General features: G+C 68.2%; 8 protein-coding genes. 5 read left to right on the top strand and 3 right to left on the bottom strand.

Features of this window, described 5'->3' with window-relative positions; translation table 11 throughout:
- Window positions 1-396 precede the first annotated feature (396 nt).
- The 4 genes from CES90_RS08385 (at window position 397) to CES90_RS08370 (ending at window position 9,405) form a co-directional block, all read left to right on the top strand.
- On the top strand, window positions 397-2,472 hold the full coding sequence (locus tag CES90_RS08385) for an APC family permease (RefSeq protein ID WP_189780612.1): 2,076 nt from the start codon (window positions 397-399) through the stop codon (window positions 2,470-2,472).
- A 90-nt stretch (window positions 2,473-2,562) separates the two neighbouring features.
- Entirely contained in the window at window positions 2,563-3,891 is a 1,329-nt protein-coding gene (locus CES90_RS08380; protein WP_189780611.1) for a class I SAM-dependent RNA methyltransferase, read from the top strand.
- 744 nt (window positions 3,892-4,635) lie between these two features.
- Window positions 4,636-9,045: a BREX system serine/threonine kinase PglW gene (gene pglW, locus CES90_RS08375; protein WP_229913554.1), complete on the top strand. Its 4,410-nt coding sequence runs from the start codon at window positions 4,636-4,638 to the stop codon at window positions 9,043-9,045.
- Between the two features lie 30 nt (window positions 9,046-9,075).
- Entirely contained in the window at window positions 9,076-9,405 is a 330-nt protein-coding gene (locus tag CES90_RS08370) for a hypothetical protein (protein WP_208921410.1), read from the top strand.
- A 78-nt stretch (window positions 9,406-9,483) separates the two neighbouring features.
- Here the strand turns inward: CES90_RS08370 and CES90_RS08365 are convergent, their stop codons facing one another.
- From CES90_RS08365 to CES90_RS08355, 3 genes are read right to left on the bottom strand one after another with little or no spacing between them, the layout of a single operon-like run.
- Window positions 9,484-10,935, bottom strand: coding sequence for a hypothetical protein (locus CES90_RS08365; RefSeq protein WP_189780609.1), 1,452 nt, complete (start codon window positions 10,933-10,935; stop codon window positions 9,484-9,486).
- Complete coding sequence (locus CES90_RS08360) at window positions 10,935-12,305, bottom strand: KGGVGR-motif variant AAA ATPase (protein WP_189780608.1); 1,371 nt, start codon at window positions 12,303-12,305, stop codon at window positions 10,935-10,937. The genes CES90_RS08365 and CES90_RS08360 overlap by 1 nt, the downstream gene beginning before the upstream one ends.
- Window positions 12,302-12,832 (bottom strand): hypothetical protein, encoded by a 531-nt coding sequence (locus tag CES90_RS08355; RefSeq protein ID WP_189780607.1) that lies wholly within the window; start codon window positions 12,830-12,832, stop codon window positions 12,302-12,304. Before CES90_RS08355 ends, CES90_RS08360 begins: the two co-directional genes overlap by 4 nt.
- A 166-nt stretch (window positions 12,833-12,998) precedes the next feature.
- Here CES90_RS08355 and pglX point away from each other — a divergent pair, with 166 nt between their 5' ends.
- The gene (gene pglX / locus CES90_RS08350; RefSeq protein ID WP_189780606.1) at window positions 12,999-16,742 is read left to right on the top strand and encodes a BREX-2 system adenine-specific DNA-methyltransferase PglX; all 3,744 of its coding nucleotides are present in this window, start codon (window positions 12,999-13,001) and stop codon (window positions 16,740-16,742) included.
- The last annotated feature ends 13 nt before the right edge of the window (window positions 16,743-16,755 follow it).

Genomic DNA, 16,755 nt, shown 5'->3' with positions numbered 1-16,755 from the left:
TCAAGTCGTCGAAAAACAGGGTCTCAGACCGCCGCCCAAGCTACACACGCGCGGTCTGTCCAGGGCACCCCCATGCACGTCCGGGTCACATCATGGGCCGTCGTCGGCTGATCCGGCGGACGCTGATCATCGTCAGGACACCGAGGCCCACAAGTGACACCAGGGCGCCGATCAGCTCCGCGGTCGCGGCCTGCATGGGGCCTCCAAGGGCGAGGGGACGGGATTCGTCCGAAGGGACGGGATTCGTCATATAGACATGAGGACGCCGTCCATTAGGCCGGAGGATGCGTGACGTGGCGCACTTCGCAGTGGGGGCCGCACAGATTTCACCCTGGGGCCCGCCGGGATTTCACCCGGATGTGCCCAGAACCACTCAGGGCGCTTACGATCCTCTCCGTGTCCAAACTGACCGACGTGCCCAAACGGATTCTGATCGGCCGGGCGCTGCGCAGCGACCGGCTGGGCGAAACGCTCCTGCCGAAGCGCATCGCACTCCCCGTCTTCGCCTCCGACCCGCTCTCCTCCGTGGCGTACGCACCGGGCGAGGTACTGCTGGTCCTCTCCATCGCGGGCGTGTCGGCCTACCACTTCAGTCCCTGGATCGCCATCGCGGTCGTCGTGCTGATGTTCACCGTGGTGGCGTCGTACCGGCAGAACGTGCATGCGTACCCGAGCGGCGGCGGCGACTACGAGGTGGCGAACACCAACCTCGGCCCCAAGGCCGGTCTGACCGTCGCCAGCGCGCTCCTCGTCGACTACGTCCTCACCGTCGCCGTGTCGATCTCCTCCGGCGTGGAGAACCTCGGCTCGGCCATCCCCTTCTTCGTCGAGAACAAGGTGTTGTGCGCGGTCGGCATCATCGTGCTGCTCACGCTGATGAACCTGCGCGGCGTGAAGGAGTCCGGGAAGCTCTTCGCGATCCCGACGTACGTCTTCGTCGTCGGCGTCTTCGCGATGATCGCCTGGGGCGCGTTCCGCGGGCTCGTCCTCGACGAGACCATGCGGGCGCCCACCGCCGATCTGGAGATCAAGGCCGAGCACCAGGGCCTCGCCGGCTTCGCCCTCGTCTTCCTGATGCTGCGCGCCTTCTCCTCAGGCTGTGCCGCGCTCACCGGCGTCGAGGCGATCTCCAACGGCGTACCGGCGTTCCGCAAGCCCAAGTCGAAGAACGCGGCCACCACACTGGCCCTCATGGGCTTCTTCGCGGTCACCATGTTCTGCGGCATCATCGGCCTCGCCATGGCCACCGACGTACGGATGGCCGAGAACCCCGCGCACGACCTGCTGCGCGACGGCTCCCCGGTCGGTGACTCCTACGTCCAGGACCCGGTGATCTCGCAGGTCGCGGCCGCCGTCTTCGGCGACAATACGTTCTTCTTCATCCTGCTGGCCGCCGCCACCGCTCTGGTCCTCTTCCTGGCCGCGAACACCGCGTACAACGGCTTCCCGCTGCTCGGCTCGATCCTCGCCCAGGACCGCTACCTCCCGCGCCAGCTGCACACCCGCGGCGACCGCCTCGCCTTCTCCAACGGCATCGTCCTGCTCGCGGGCGCCGCCGGACTCCTGGTGTGGATCTACGGCGCCGACTCGACCCGTCTGATCCAGCTGTACATCGTGGGTGTGTTCGTCTCCTTCACCCTCAGCCAGACCGGCATGGTCCGGCACTGGAACCGGTATCTGCGCACCGAGAAGGACCCGGCCAAGCGGCGCCACATGATCCGCTCCCGCGCGATCAACACCTTCGGCGCCTTCTTCACGGGCCTGGTGCTGGTCGTCGTCCTGGTCACCAAGTTCACGCACGGTGCCTGGGTGGCCCTGCTCGGCATGGTGATCTTCTACGCGACGATGACGGCGATCCGTAAGCACTACGACCGGGTCGCCGAGGAGATCGCGGCACCGGAGGGGCCCAGCGACGACGTCGTGCGCCCCTCCCGTGTCCACTCCGTGGTGCTGATCTCGAAGATCCACCGCCCCACGCTGCGCGCCCTCGCCTACGCCAAGCTGCTGCGCTCGCACACCCTCGAGGCGCTCAGCGTCAACGTCGACCCGGCGGAGACCAAGGCACTCCAGGAGGAGTGGAACCGGCGCGGCATCGACGTACCGCTGAAGGTCCTCGACTCGCCGTACCGCGAGGTGACGCGGCCGGTGATCGAGTACGTCAAGGGCCTGCGCAAGGAGTCCCCGCGCGACGCGGTGTCGGTCATCATCCCCGAGTACGTGGTCGGCCACTGGTACGAGCACCTGCTGCACAACCAGAGCGCACTCCGGCTCAAAGGCAGGCTGCTCTTCACGCCGGGCGTCATGGTGACCTCCGTCCCCTACCAGCTGGAGTCCTCCGAGGTCGCCAAGCGACGGGCGCGCAAGCGTCAGGAGTGGAACGCGCCGGGTTCGGTACGGCGTGGTCCGGCGGACGAGCGGCCCAAGGTGTCGACCAAGGTGTCGACGACGGAGTCCTCGCCCGACAAGAGCTGACGCTTGTGGTCAACGGCCGGACGGCACCCACGTAGACTGGTGGGCTGTTGTCCGGCCGTTCTCTATTCGATGTTGTGGAGTCACCCCGCCATGCAGGCAGAACCGAAGAAATCGCTGGTGGGGGAGGAGTACGAGGTCGAGATCGGCTCCGTCGCCCATGGTGGCCACTGCATCGCCCGTACGTCCGAGGGCCAGGTCCTGTTCGTACGGCACGCGCTGCCCGGTGAGCGGGTCGTGGCGCGGGTGACGGAGGGCGAGGAGGGGGCGCGCTTCCTGCGGGCGGACGCGGTGTCGGTGCTGGTGGCCTCCAAGGACCGCGTCGAGGCGCCCTGCCCGTACGCCGGTCCCGGGCGCTGCGGTGGCTGCGACTGGCAGCACGCCAAGCCGGGCGCCCAGCGCCGTTTCAAGGGCGAGGTCATCGCCGAGCAGTTGCAACACCTGGCGGGCCTCACGCCCGAGGAGGCGGGCTGGGACGGCACGGTGATGCCGGCCGAGGGCGACAAGCTTCCGGCGGGCGAGGTTCCGGCGTGGCGTACGCGCGTGCAGTACGCGGTGGACGCCTCGGGCCGGGCCGGGCTGCGCCGCCACCGCTCGCACGAGGTCCAGCCCATCGACCACTGCATGATCGCGGCGCCGGGCGTGTCCGAACTGGGCATCGAGAAGCGCGACTGGACGGGCATGGCGGCCATCGACGCGATCGCCGCGACGGGTTCGCAGGACCGTCAGGTGATCCTGACGCCGAGGCCGGGCGCACGCCTGCCGATCGTGGAACTGGACAAGCCGGTGAGCGTGATGCGGGTGGGGGAGAAGGACGGCGGGGTCCACCGCGTCCACGGTCGCCCCTTCGTCCGCGAACGCGCCGACGACCGTACGTACCGCGTCGGCAACGGCGGCTTCTGGCAGATCCACCCCAAGGCCGCCGACACCCTCGTCAGGGCCGTCATGCAGGGCCTGCTGCCGCGCAAGGGCGACACCGCGCTCGACCTCTACTGCGGCGTCGGCCTCTTCGCCGGCGCCCTCGCCGACCGCGTCGGCGACAAGGGTGCCGTCCTCGGCATCGAGTCCGGAAAACGGGCGGTCGAGGACGCCCGCCACAACCTCGCCGACTTCGACCGCGTACGCATCGAACAGGGCAAGGTCGAAGCCGTCCTCCCGCGCACCGGCATCACCGAGGTCGACCTCATCGTCCTCGACCCGCCCCGGGCGGGGGCCGGCCGGAAGACCGTTCAGCACCTGTCGTCACTGGGAGCACGCCGTATCGCCTACGTGGCCTGCGACCCGGCGGCACTGGCGCGGGACCTCGGGTACTTCCGGGAGGGCGGGTACCGGGTGCGGACGCTGCGGGCGTTCGATCTGTTTCCGATGACGTCGCACGTGGAGTGCGTGGCGATTCTTGAGCCTGCCGGAAAGGGCTCCTGACCAGCTGTTTTGGGTGATGTGTGTGATGTGCGTTGTGGGCGCTACGGGCGATATCTTGACGCATGCGGCGCATGTTTGACGCATGTTCTGACGAGTAATCAGGTGCGGGAAGGTCGCCTACCAGCCAGGCTTTGAGCGGGTCGGTCGGCGGCGGCACGCTGGGGAAGTCACCGCTGGGCACAGGGCGGATACAGAACGCGCCCAGATGCCGGCACAGTCCTGTCGCCCGAAGCTACCCCACATCACGAGGCAGGCAACTCTCCTAACTCACCCCTACAGCACGGCACTTCGCAGCCTTCACCCGCTCCCACCCGCGGGAGTGGTCCGCCCTGCCCCTCCCGCCTCGCGTGCGCGGACATCCCTCACCGCGAGGAATACCCGCGCCCGGGGGGCCAGTAGGCCATAGGGGTCTGCCACGAAGTGACAAGTAGCCGAGGGCGACGCCCCAGGCGGCGAACATGCGGGCTCTGAGAGGGCGTTTGATCTGGTCGAGTTGCCGCTTATGTCCTAGTAAGTTCCTCGCGGGGCACCAGCTATGTGCTGGTTGCCGCCGGTCGCCGGGGACGGGCGACCGCGGAGCTCGTGGCAGAAGATCAAAGCAGAGCCCGCGTTCGAAGGGTCCCGTGCGCTACCTCTCCGTTGCATGGCCGGCCTCACGGGAAACCGTGCTGTCAGTGCATGGCGGTAGGCTCCACCAGGGATTTGTCGGATCCTGAGGGACGACTCGGTGAGGAGGCCGACGCAGTGGCAGCAACGGGAGGGGACCCGCGGCGGACACCCGGTCCGGCCGTGCCCAAGCCGGGGCCGGTCAAGCCCGCCCAGCAGTGGTTCCAGGAGCGTCCCTCTCCCTACTCCTGGGAACAGGACGCGCTGGATCATGTCAGGCGTCTCATGCCGGCCGCCGAGCCGTACCGTGCCTGGGCGACCTTCTCCTTCACCGCCCAGTCGGGTCGGGTCAACGAATGCGATCTGCTGATCGCGGTTCCCGCCGGCCTCTTCCTCGTCGAGATCAAAAGTCATCCCGGTGAGCTCCACAACACCGGTTCGACCTGGAACTTCCGCGGGAAGGACCGCACCCGCACCCTCAACAACCCGCTCCACTTCAACGACCTCAAGTCCAAGGAACTGCGCAGCCAGCTCCAGTGGGCCGCCCGCAAGCTCTATCAGAGCGACCGCATGGTTCCACGTATCGAACCGGCCGTCTTCCTGTCGGCTCCCGACCTCGACAGCCACCTCGACGATGTCCAGCGCATCCGCGTGTACGGGCGCGACGACGGAGCGAGCGGTCTGAACCGCATCTGGCAGGACTTTCTCGGACTGCCCCCAGAGCGTCCCGAGCGGCGTGTCACGGAGGAGTTCTCCCGGCACCGGCTGCCGCAGCTGCTCAAGGCCATCGGGATCCGGCAGTCCACCGGTCATCTGCGCTTCGGCGACGCCTGGAAGATGGAGCCGCATCCCCTCGACGCGGGCGCGTCCTGGGAGGACCGCCTCGCCAAGCGGGACGACGGTCTCGCCCAGGAAGAGGGCCGGGTGCGCATCTACCTGGTCAGCCAGGGCGCGACGGAAGCGGACCGCAAGAAGACGCAGCGTGCGGCACGCCGCGAGTACCAGGTCCTCCAGGGCATCACGCACCGCGGCATCGCCGACGCCATGGAGCTGCGGGACCACGAGGGCGGGCCGGCGATCCTCTTCCGCCACCGCCACACCGACCTGCGCCTGGACCAGTACCTGGACACCTACGGCGGCAAGCTCACCCCCGAGACCCGCCTGGACCTCGTACGCCAGCTCGCGGAGGCCGTCCGGTACGCCCACAGCCGCTCCCTGTACCACCGCGCGCTGGCGGCGCGTTCCGTCTACGTGTCCTTCCGGGGCGAGGGGGCGCACCCCGAGCTGCGCATCACCGACTGGCAGACCGCGGCCCGCGACTTCGACAGCAACGCCACCTTCTTCCGGTCCATCGGCGGCTCCGCGCTGGACGCTGCGCTGATCGAGGACGCGGCCCATGTCTACCTCGCCCCCGAGACGGACCAGCCCTTCCCGGATCCCGGGGACCTGGACATCTTCGGCCTGGGCGCCGTCTCCTACCTGATCCTGACCGGCAAGCCGCCGGCCCCGCAGCGCAGCGTCCTCAAGGAGCGGTTGCGCACCGAGTCGGGTCTGCACCTGTTCGCGGTCGCCGACGGCGTCTCCGACGCGCTCGACGCACTGGTCTTCAGAGCCACCCGCGCCGATGTCAACGACCGACTCAGTTCCGCGGAGGAGTTCCTGGACCTCCTCGACGAGGCGGAACGGGCCGGCGCCGCACCCGACTCCGCGGCGGCACCGACCGTCGACCCGCTGGAGGCGCTGCCCGGTCAGGCCCTGGACGAGGAATGGTCGGTACGCCGGGTCCTCGGCACCGGGGCCACGGCCCGCGCCCTGCTCGTGGAGCGCGCCGTGGAGGACGACGACGGCACGATCCGCGTCGAGGAACGCGTCTTCAAGGTGGCCCTCGACGAGCAGAAGGCCGACCGGCTGCGCGCGGAGGAACGCGCCTTGAAGCTGGTCGGCGGAGGTGCTGTCGTCCAGCTTCGCGGGGACGGCCTGCGCGAGATCGGTTCGCGTACGGTCCTGCAGCTGGAGTACGCGGGCGAGCAGTCCCTCGGCGCCCGGCTGCGCGGCAAGGGCCAGCTCAGCTACGACGAACTGGAACGCTTCGGCGAGGACCTGTTCCTCGCCCTCGACCAGCTCGCCGCCCACGGCGTCCGGCACCGGGACATCAAGCCGGACAACCTCGGCATCCAGCGCCGCAAGGACTTCACCTGGCAGCTCAAGCTGTTCGACTTCTCGCTGACGGACGCCTCCGACCGCGACGTGAAGGCCGGCACTCGCGGTTATCTCGACCCGTTCCTCGGCTCGGTGCGCCGCCCGCACTTCGACGACCACGCCGAACGCTATGCCGCGGCCGTCACCCTGCACGAGATGGCTAGCGGCGAGCGCCCGCTGTGGGGCGATGGCCGCATCGACCCGTCCACCAACGAGTCCGCCGAGCTGTACATCGCAGGTGAGCTCTTCTACCGGCCCCTGCAGCCCGGTCTGACCGCCTTCTTCCGGCGTGCCCTGCACCGTGACATCGAGCACCGCTTCGACACGTTGCGGCAGATGAAGGACGCCTGGCAGAAGGTGTTCCGGGACGCCGACACGGACCGGCCGCCGACCACCCCCTCCACGGTGGGCACCGAGGCGGAGGACACGGAGCAGGCCCGGGACAGGGCGGCCCTGGCCGCCGAGGCCCGCACGGAGCTGGAGCTGGCCGGCCTGTCGCCGCGCGCGGTCACGGTCGCCGCGGGTCTCGGCGCCACCACGGTGGGCCAGCTGCTGGACGTCCAGCCATCCGTGATCTCCAAGGCCCGTGGCGCGGGCCCGCTGGTGCGCAAGGAGCTCAACCGCCGCCGCAACCAGTGGGTGGCCGCCCTGCGGGGCAAGGCCGCTGTACCGGCCGCGCGTAAGGCTGCCTCTCCGGAGAAGGACGAGGAAGCGCAGGCCGGCGTCACCGGCATCCTGTCGATCGACGACATGGTCGACCTGCTGACTCCGCCGCCCGGTCGCAAGGGCTCGCACCGCACCGACGTGGTACGCCTCACCCTCGGCCTGCCGCCCGAGGACGGCGGCCTGTCGCCGCTCGGCCCCTGGCCCGTGCAGGCGCGGATAGCCGAACACCTGGGCATCAAACAGCCGCCGGTCTCCCGCCACCACCGCACCGAGATCAAGCGGTGGGCCGAGGCCGGGTGGCTGCAGGCGGTGTGCACCGAACTGGTCGAGATCGTCACCAACTTCGGCCGCGTGATGACCGCCTCGCAGGCCGCGCAGGAACTGCGTGCCCTGCACGGCGCGCAGGACGACACCGTCGACCGGGTGCTGGCCCGGTCGCTGGCGGTCGTCCGTGCCGCGGTCGAGGCGGAGACCCGTGAGGAGGAGGGACACGAACCCCGCCTCGCCGTGCACCGGCGTGGCGACACGGTGCTGCTGGCATCCGAGTCCCTGCCCGGCACCGACGACCCGAACCCCCGCGAACTGGCCGACTACGCAGCCGAGTTGGGTGCATGTGCGGAGAAACTCGCCGGTCGGGAGCCTCTGCCGGGACGCGCCGAGGTGGTGCGGGAGCTGCGCGCGGTGCCTGTCCCGGAGGGTTTCGCGCCGCTCGCCGACACCCGTCTGGTGCAGCTGGCCGCCGCCGTGGCCTCGGCCGTGGTGCGCCACACCCCCCGCCTCGAGCTGTACAGGCGTGACCTGAGCCTGGAACGCGCGCTGCGTATCTCGCAGGCCGGCGCGGGCGTGCGACCGGACCGGGGGATCACCGCCACCGAACTCGTCGCCCGGGTGCGAGCCCGATTCCCTGACCTGGATCTCCTGGCGGACGGCCGTGAGCCGACTCCCGTGGTGCTGGAGGACGCGCTCCAGACTGCTCGCTTCGATCTGCGGCACGACGACGAGGCCGGCCGGTTCCTGCCTCCGCTGCCGCGCTCGACCGGCCCCTGGTCCTCCACTGGTTCGGCCACCAGCATGCTCCCTCCGGTCCGGTCCGTGGTGCGCCGCGAACCCGAGGACCCGCACGGTGGGCTGCGCGAGCAGCTTTCCGAGAGCGTCCGCCGCGGCGGCTTCCTCGCCCTGACGGTCAAGGCCGCCCGCCTGCAGGGCACGGCCAAGATGATCGCCGCCCGCTTTCCGGTGGTGCCCGTCGATCTCGGGGCGCTGTTCCTGCGGGAGTTCAGGCGGCTCGTCGAGGAGAAGGGTCAGGACTGGCGGACAGTCCTGCGCGCGGACGCGGCCTCCGCGCCGGGCCGGGTGAAGCCGGGCCTCGCCACGTTCGTCCGTGTCGTGTGGCAGCGGGTCGCCGATGACCTGGCCACCCGCTCCGCCGAGCCGCGCACCGTGCTCTTCCTCCATGACGCAGGACTGATCGCCCGGTACTGGGACGAGGGGGGCCGTGCGTTCCTGGTCACTCTCCAGGCAGCTGCCCGTCGACCGTCGGAGGGGCCGCACGGCCTGTGGCTCCTGTGCCCGATGGAATCCCGCACCCAGGACCCGCACCTGGACGGACAGACGGTCCAGGCGCTGCGCAATGACGGCGAGGTGGCCTACCTGGCCGGGGGGTTCCTCAAACAGCCCGCGTAGACGGCGAGAAGAGGCCCGCCTGTCACGGAGATGATCCACGGCATGTACTTCTCCCGCCGGCAGTTCGAATCGCTGCGCGACGACGCCCGGTTGAAGGACGGGCGGGGCGGCGCGGTCGGGTTCGGCTACAGGAACGTCCCGGCCTATCTGGACAACACGCTGTTCACGCGCCTGGTCGAGACGGGCCAGATCGGCACCACCGGCACGAGCACCGACCTTGTCCGCCAGCAGGTCATCCGCAGCTTCCGCGGACAGCGCGACCTCGTGCTCGCCACGCTGAGCGGCGAGCAGCCCCCGCAGGCTGCGCGGAACGCGCGGCGCGGCGCGGGGCGGGGCGATGAGTACCGAGTCCCTATATGACGACTGGTCGACAGCTGACCTGAGGTAACAGGTTGCTGGGCGGGACACAGGGTCCCGCCCGGCGACTGCAGTCCGGTGTCAGTTGACGGGCATGCGGGGTACACCGCCCTTGCGGCTGATGTCGAACGCCAGCCGGTAGATGTCCGGCAGGTCGATCGCCTCTCCGCTGCGCCTGGTCATCACACCCAGTTCGATGAGTTCCTCCAGCAACGCCACGGGGTTCTCCAAATCCCGTGGACCGCTGCCGGAGCGTTCGTCCTTGAGCTGTTCCCGTACCTTGCTGACCAACGAGCCCTGGTGCCATGCGTAGTGGACGGCCGAGGCCTGGAGAGGGACCTGGGTGTTCTCCAACTGCTCGACCGCGAGGGCCGCCCAGCCGATGTCGTCCTGCAGTTCGGCCACCCTGCTGTCGGCGGCCGAGCTGAGACTCTCGCGGATGGCGTCGTAGTGGAGGGGGACCGGGTGTCCCGCGTGTCGTTCGCCGGTCAGCACGGCTGCCTTGCAGAGAGCCTTCAGCCAGGTCCGGGGACTGACCCGGCCCTTGCCGTCCTGCAGGTGGTTCGGCACCCAGGTGTACGTGTGCCCCTTACGCCGGTCCGTCCCCATGAACGGCCCGGCGAGCGTGACGAACACCTCCTCCTGTCGTTTCCGGTCGGCGATGACGTCGACGGGCGCGACGTGACGGCCGTCCTCCTGCCGCCAGGTGCCGGTCGCCGCGCGGAACTTCTCGGCCTCGGGAGTGGTGTGGTTGCCCAACTGGTGGAAGAGCAGCCCGTAGAGGTTCTCCCGGCTCCATTCCAGGTCCGTGGCGTTCGCGCCGAGCTTGGACGCGTCGGGGAACATCTTCGGTGTGTTCTCGTACATGTCCGGCCGTACGAAGATCTTCGCCCGCAGGGTGCCGGTGGTCAGGCGCAGTTCCAGCGCCAGCCGGAACAGCCCGGACAGCAGCCGGTCCGTCTGTTCGCGTACACCGTGCAGGTGCTCGAGGGCGTCGAAGAGCAGTACGCGGGTCTCGCCGCGCTCGCGGCTTTCCCGGTCGGCTGCGGCGATCGCCGCGTCGTAGGCCTCCGGGTTGTCCCGCGTCCAGCGGACACGGTCGGTCCAGCCCTCGATGCGGCGGATCTCCGGAACGTTCAGGGCCATCAGGACGATCGCCGCCCACAGCTCGTCCGGGGCCGCCCCGTCCTCGACGAGTTTCTCCCGTGTCCGCTTGTACGGGAAGGGCGGCTCACCCGGCTCCTCGCTCTCCAGCCCGAACGCCGTGGTCACCCTGGTGCGGCGGAGCCGGGGCATCATGTACGAGGCGGCGGCGATCTCCCTGAGCCGCTCGTCGACCAGTGCCTTGGCCCAGAACGTCTTGCCCGTACCACGTGCTCCGCGCACCACGGTGACGTCCGGATCCAGGGCCAGCCGGTGCGAGGACGGAGTGAACAGGGTCCGCAGACCGGGACCGGTGGTGTTCGCGTCGGGAGCCGAGCCGAGCGCTTCGATGAGCAGCTTGCGGTAGTCGGCGGGCGTCGGTTCGCTCATCACGCGTCCTCGTGCGGGTCGGGCAGCAGGCGTTCCACCGTAGTCGTGAACTTGCTGTACGCCGCTTCCACGAAGGGCAGCTCGGGCCAGCGGCGGCTGCGCAGCGGATCGAGTCCGACCAGGTCGTTGCCGAAGAGGATGGGGATCGCAGCGTAAGGGGCGTCGTCCACTTGGCCCTCGGGTGTGTAGAACGGCTCGGGCTCGTCCTCGTCGGGCAGGTTGTACAGGGTGTCCACGAACATGTCGTAGGCGTTCTTGCGGAGCACGCCGAGCCGTTCGGTGTCGCCCGCCGAGTGGAACATCGCCCCCACGATCCTGATCCTCTCCCGGAGCTCGCGTGCACGGTCCGGTCGGCGCTGCCACTCGGAGAGCAGCATCCGGTAGCCCTCCCAGGTCGACGGGTTGTCCACGGCGAACAGCAGGGCGAGTCCGCTGAGGCGGGTGAGGGTGACGGCGGCGATGTCGTGTATGCCGGCGCGGCTGTCGAGCAGTACGTGGTCTGGGCGCCGGGCGAGCCACTCGACCTGGTCCTCGCATGCGGCGATGGCCTGTTCCAGCCGGACGGCGAAGGGACGCGGCGGCGCGCCGTCGCCGGTGGCCGGGAGATCGGTGTAGATGCGGTTCAGCTTCGACAGATAGCTGTACGTCTGCCCCTCCAGCGGAAGTCCGCAGGCCGGGGCGAGGAACACCTCCCCGTTGCCGTGGTGGTTCAGCAGCGAGGCCCGCCCGACGAGTTCGAGGTTGTCCGCATTGCCGACCGCGGCTTCCACGAGGTGGTCGACGATGCCGTGCCGCGGTCTGCCCGCCTCGTCCGAGAGGAGGTTGGAAACACCGGGCGACTCCAGATCGAGGTCGACGACGAGCACGCACCGGCCCAGGTCGGCGAGGTGGCGAGCGAGGACGGCGGTGGCGGTCGAGCGGCCGACACCGCCCTTGAACCCGTACAGGGCCACCCGCCGGTCCCGCCGGGAGACCGGCGTGCCGGAGGCGCTGTCGTCGTCGCGCTGGAGCCAGTCGGTTCCGACGACCGTGCGTTCCAGTGTGCAGATCCTGCCGACGCCGTCGGCGCGCGGGCTCACCTCGGTGAGTTCCGGCGCGGTGAAGAACAGCTCCGGCGCGAACATGGAGCGCGCGGTCTGTACCGGCTCCAGTCCGGTGAACGGCCGGGTCACCTCGACGAACCGCTCACGCAGGGAGCTGAGTTCGGGGGAGTCCGGTGCGAGCCGCTCGCTCATGTCGTCGATGAGGAGCGAGGAGCGGCCGAGCAGGTCACGGGCGAGTACGACGTCACGGCCGAGCGCCGCGGCGTCCTCGGCCACCTTCTGAGCTGCCAGCCACGAACTGTCGAAGCCTGCGCTGGCAGTGGTCATGCGAGGGCCCCCGTTCCCAGCACGCGTGCCTGTTCGTGAGCGGCGAGGAGGTCGTACGCCGCCCGTAAGTGCCGGTCGAGATCCGCGTCGCTGATCGCTGTACCGTCGCCGTACCTTCCGGACACGTCCCAGTCGTGGAACGGGTTGTGCCCGATCAGCCGTAGAAAGAGGACCCCTGTCTCGCGTGCTCGCCGACGGTCGAGGATCGTGGTCAACTGTCCCCACAGGTCGGGGAGATGCTCGTGCAGGTACTCCTTGCGGTCCTGCTTGCGCCACTTCCCGCCGGGCGGGTTCGGATGCGAGCTCAGCTCCAGATCACCGTTGTAGGGCCGCTGCTTGTCGTTGAGCCGGGAACCCAGGTAGTCCAGCAGGATCGCCTTGATCGCACATTCGGCGGCCAGCCCCGCCGAATGGTCGGCGGCGATGGTCAACCGGTCGGCGGCGGCCAGCCTGGCCGAGTGGTAGTGATGGCCGCTTGCCGCCCGGAAGGCCGGTGGCGGGGCGGCGGAAGTCGTCGGAGCCGTCACGACGATCACCTTATCGGCGTGATCGGTGGGAAAGAGAGCGTTTCCGGGAGGAGAGGAGCCCTGCGTTCACCGGGTGTGGCCTGGCAGGATTGGCATTCGAGCGCGGACGGCCACGGTGGTCGGGAGAGCCGTGAGGAACGCGCAGTGCGACAAGAAGGATGCGGAAGTGACGGACGTCAAGGCTGGTGTGGACCCGGCGGCCCTGCTCAAGGACCTCAAGCGGCAGGTCGCGGCTCTGGAGGACGACCTGCGGGCGCGCACGGAGTCCGTGGACGAGATCCGCGACCGCCTGGAGGCCGAGTACCGGCAGGCACGCGAGGCCCGCCGCACCGCCGCGACGTACGGTGCCTGGCGCGACGAGCGGGTCACCCAGTCCGCGGCGGCCTGGGCCCTGGCCTGCGTCTTCGTCCGCTTCTGCGAGGACAACGGCCTCATCGACGAGCCCTTCATCGCCGGCCCGGGGGAGCGGCTCGCGGAGGCCGAGGCCCGGCACGAGGCGTACTTCCGTGAGAATCCGACTCTCAACAACCGAGACTGGCTGTTCGCGGCCTTCGAGCACATCGCGAAGGCCAACGATACGGCGGCGGGGCTCTTCGATAGGGCCCACAACCCCCTGTGGGACATCACGCCCAGCTACGAGGCGGCGACCGAGCTGCTGTCTTTCTGGCGGCGGTGGGGCGCAGAGGGGGAGATTCGCCACGACTTCAGGTCCATCTACGTCTTCAAGGACCGAAATAGGGAGACGCGCTTCCTGGGCGACCTCTACCAGGATCTGAGCGAACATGCGAGGAAGACGTACGCGCTCCTCCAGACGCCCGAGTTCGTCGAGGAGTTCATTCTCGACCTGACGCTGGAGCCGGCGGTTTCGACGGACGCGTTTGGTCTCAACCCGGTATGGGAGGGCCCGGATGGCGAGGAACGGCGTGGCCTGCGCACCATCGACCCGGCCTGCGGATCCGGGCACTTCTTGCTGGGCATCTTTCATCGGCTGCTGGACAAGTGGCGCGCCGCCGAGCCGGGCACGGATCTATGGACGTTGGTGCGCCGGTCCCTGGAGTCCGTGCACGGCTGCGACAAGAATCCGTTCGCCGTGAGCATTGCACGCTTCCGGCTGCTGGTGGCTGCCATGCGGGCGGCGGGAGTGCGGCGGCTGAAGGACGCGCCACCGTTCCCGATCAACGTGGCGGTAGGGGACTCGTTGCTGCACGGGCGGGATGCGGCGGGTATCCAGACGGACTTGGACACGTTGTTCGCCGAGGTGCAGATCGGGCGTGAGGAGGGGGCGTTCGCTTACTCGACGGAGGATGTGTGGGAGTACGCGAAGCGGGTTGATTTGTTGGGGCGGGGATCTTATCACGTGGTGGTGGGGAATCCGCCTTATATCACGGTTAAGGATAAGCAGGAGAACGAGAATTACCGGCTGTCGTACGACGCTTGCGCGGGTAAGTATGCGTTGTCGGTGCCCTTTGCTCAGCGGTTGTTTGAGCTGGCGGTGAAGGGTGCTGGTGGGCGTGCGGGTGGTGGCGGATTTGTGGGGCAGATCACTGCGAATTCGTTCATGAAGAGGGAGTTCGGGAAGAAGCTCATTCAGGATGTCTTTTGGAATCGGGTTGAGCTGTCTCATGTGATCGATACTTCTGGGGCCTTTATTCCGGGGCATGGGACGCCGACTGTCATCCTTGTTGGTCGGAATCGTGTGCCCAATCCGGATCGGGTCCTTCGAGCGGTACTTGGTGTGCGGGGTGAGTCTTCGCAGCCGGAGGACGCGGCCCAGGGGGCGGTCTGGCGGGCGATTGTCCAGCAGGTGGAAATTCCGGGTTCGGAGTCCCAGTGGATTTCTGTTCAGAACGTGTCTGCTTCAACGTTTGGCTCGCACCCCTGGTCGGTGAGTGGTGGGGGGGCATCAGAACTATTCGCTGCCGTCGAGAGAAAAGCAAGCAAAAGGCTGAAAGACATTGTCTTCAGGGTTGGATTTTTTGGCGTCCTGGGGGGAGATGAGGCAATGATTGCCCCGAAGCGCGCATTTTCTGCTCGAAGAGTCGAAATTGACTTCGCCAATGCATTCGCGGTCGGCGATGAGGTGCGCGACTGGCGAATCGATGCGCGTAGCTGGGTGCTATTTCCCTATGATGGGGATCGAAATCTGAGGGGCCTTGGTGGGGTCGCAGGTTTCGAAGCTTGGCTCTGGCCGCTTCGAACCGAACTCGGAAATCGTGCAACCTTTGCAAGGAACACTTACTTCGAGGAAGGTCGTCCATGGTACGAATGGCATCAGTTTCCGAAGGATGAAGGGGCGAGTGAAAAGACTCTAACCTTCGCCTTTGTGGCCACCCATAACCACTTTGTGCTGGATGAGGGTGGGAAGCTCTTTAACCGCTCCGCTCCGATTATCAAGCTTCCCAAGGGGGCTAGTGAGGATGAGCACCTGGAGCTGTTGGGGGTGCTGAATTCTTCGACTGCTTGTTTCTGGCTGAAGCAGGTCAGTCAGGGCAAGGGGGGCAGTGGTCTGGGGCGCGGTCTGCAGGACGAGGACTGGGAAGAACGCTATGAATTCACCGGTACCAAGCTTCAGGATTTCCCTCTACCGGAGCGACTGCCGTTGGAGATCGGACGGGAGTTGGATGTTCTCGCTCAGAAGATGGCGAAGCATGAGCCCTCTGCTGTAAGCGAAGTGGGCGCTCCCATTCGGAGCGCGCTGGATAAGGCACATTCCAGCTACGTCTCCACGCGGAGCAGGATGATCGCCAAGCAGGAAGAGCTGGACTGGGAGGTCTACGGTCAGTACGGCTTGCTCACGACGTCGGAGGTGGCTCGAACTGTTGCGCCCGATCGGGACGCCGCCTTGCCCGAAGTGCGCCTCGGAGAGCGTGCCTTCGAGATCGTGCTCGCGCGGAAGGTGGCCGCAGGGGAGGCGGAGACCGCCTGGTTCACGCGGCACGGTTCCACCCCCGTCACCGAGATCCCCGCCCACTGGCCCGAGTGGTACCGCGACATCGTTCAGGCGCGTATCGACATCATCAACTCCCGTAAGGACATCGCTCTCATCGAGCGACCTGAGTGCAAGCGGCGGTGGGCTGCCGAGCCGTGGGAGAAGAAGGAGCGGGTCGCGCTGCGGAACTGGTTGCTGGACCGGTGCGAGAAGTCCGAGCTGTGGTATGAGGTTCGGGAAGGGCTCAAGCGACCCCGGCCGATGACCGTCAACTACCTTGCCGATCAGCTCAGTACGGACGAGGACTTCACTGCCGTTGCCGCGCTCTACGCCTCCGATCACCTCGACAAGCCCGACCTACCCCTCGCGCAGATACTGACCGAGGTGATTGCCGACGAGCACGTGCCCTACCTCGCAGCCATGCGCTACAAGGACCCCGGCCTGCGCAAGCGCGCCCAGTGGGAAGAGGTCTGGCGGCAGCAGCGCGAGGAGGACAGGACGGAGCAGCGGCTCGACATCGCCGTACCGCCCAAGTACACGTCCGCCGACTTCGTACGCGCCTCCTACTGGTCGAACCGCGGCAAGCTCGACGTGCCCAAAGAGCGGTTCATCTCGTACCCCGAGGCCGGGCCCGACAGCGACTCGACGCTGATGCTCGGGTGGGCGGGCTGGGACCACAAGGATCAGGCGCAGGCCCTCTTCGAGTTGCTGGCCGCCCGCACGACCCGGGACGGCTGGAGTTCCGAGCGGATCGTTCCGCTGCTCGCCGGCCTTCACGAGGTCATGCCGTGGGTCAAGCAGTGGCATGGCGAGTACGACGACGAGTGGGGTGACGTACCGGCGGAGGAGCTGGAGGCCGAGTACGAGAACCAGCTCCGCAAGCACCAGGTCGGTGTGGAGGAGCTGAAGGCCTGGCGTCCGGTACGGAAGACGCGTGGCCGCAAGGCGGCGGCGAAGCAGCCCGCGTTGGACGGGGAGTAGGCGGGACGCGTGC

The organism is Streptomyces capitiformicae, assembly GCF_002214185.1.
In the GTDB taxonomy this organism is placed as follows: domain Bacteria; phylum Actinomycetota; class Actinomycetes; order Streptomycetales; family Streptomycetaceae; genus Streptomyces; species Streptomyces capitiformicae.
This window is presented reverse-complemented; position numbering and strand designations above follow the sequence as displayed.

Excerpts from the sequence above, each read along its gene's own strand:
- CES90_RS08370 (WP_208921410.1), top strand. The coding sequence starts at position 9,076 with ATGATCCACGGCATGTACTTCTCCCGCCGGCAGTTCGAATCGCTGCGC.
- CES90_RS08380 (WP_189780611.1), top strand. The coding sequence starts at position 2,563 with ATGCAGGCAGAACCGAAGAAATCGCTGGTGGGGGAGGAGTACGAGGTC.
- CES90_RS08360 (WP_189780608.1), bottom strand. The coding sequence starts at position 12,305 with ATGACCACTGCCAGCGCAGGCTTCGACAGTTCGTGGCTGGCAGCTCAG.
- CES90_RS08365 (WP_189780609.1), bottom strand. The coding sequence starts at position 10,935 with ATGAGCGAACCGACGCCCGCCGACTACCGCAAGCTGCTCATCGAAGCG.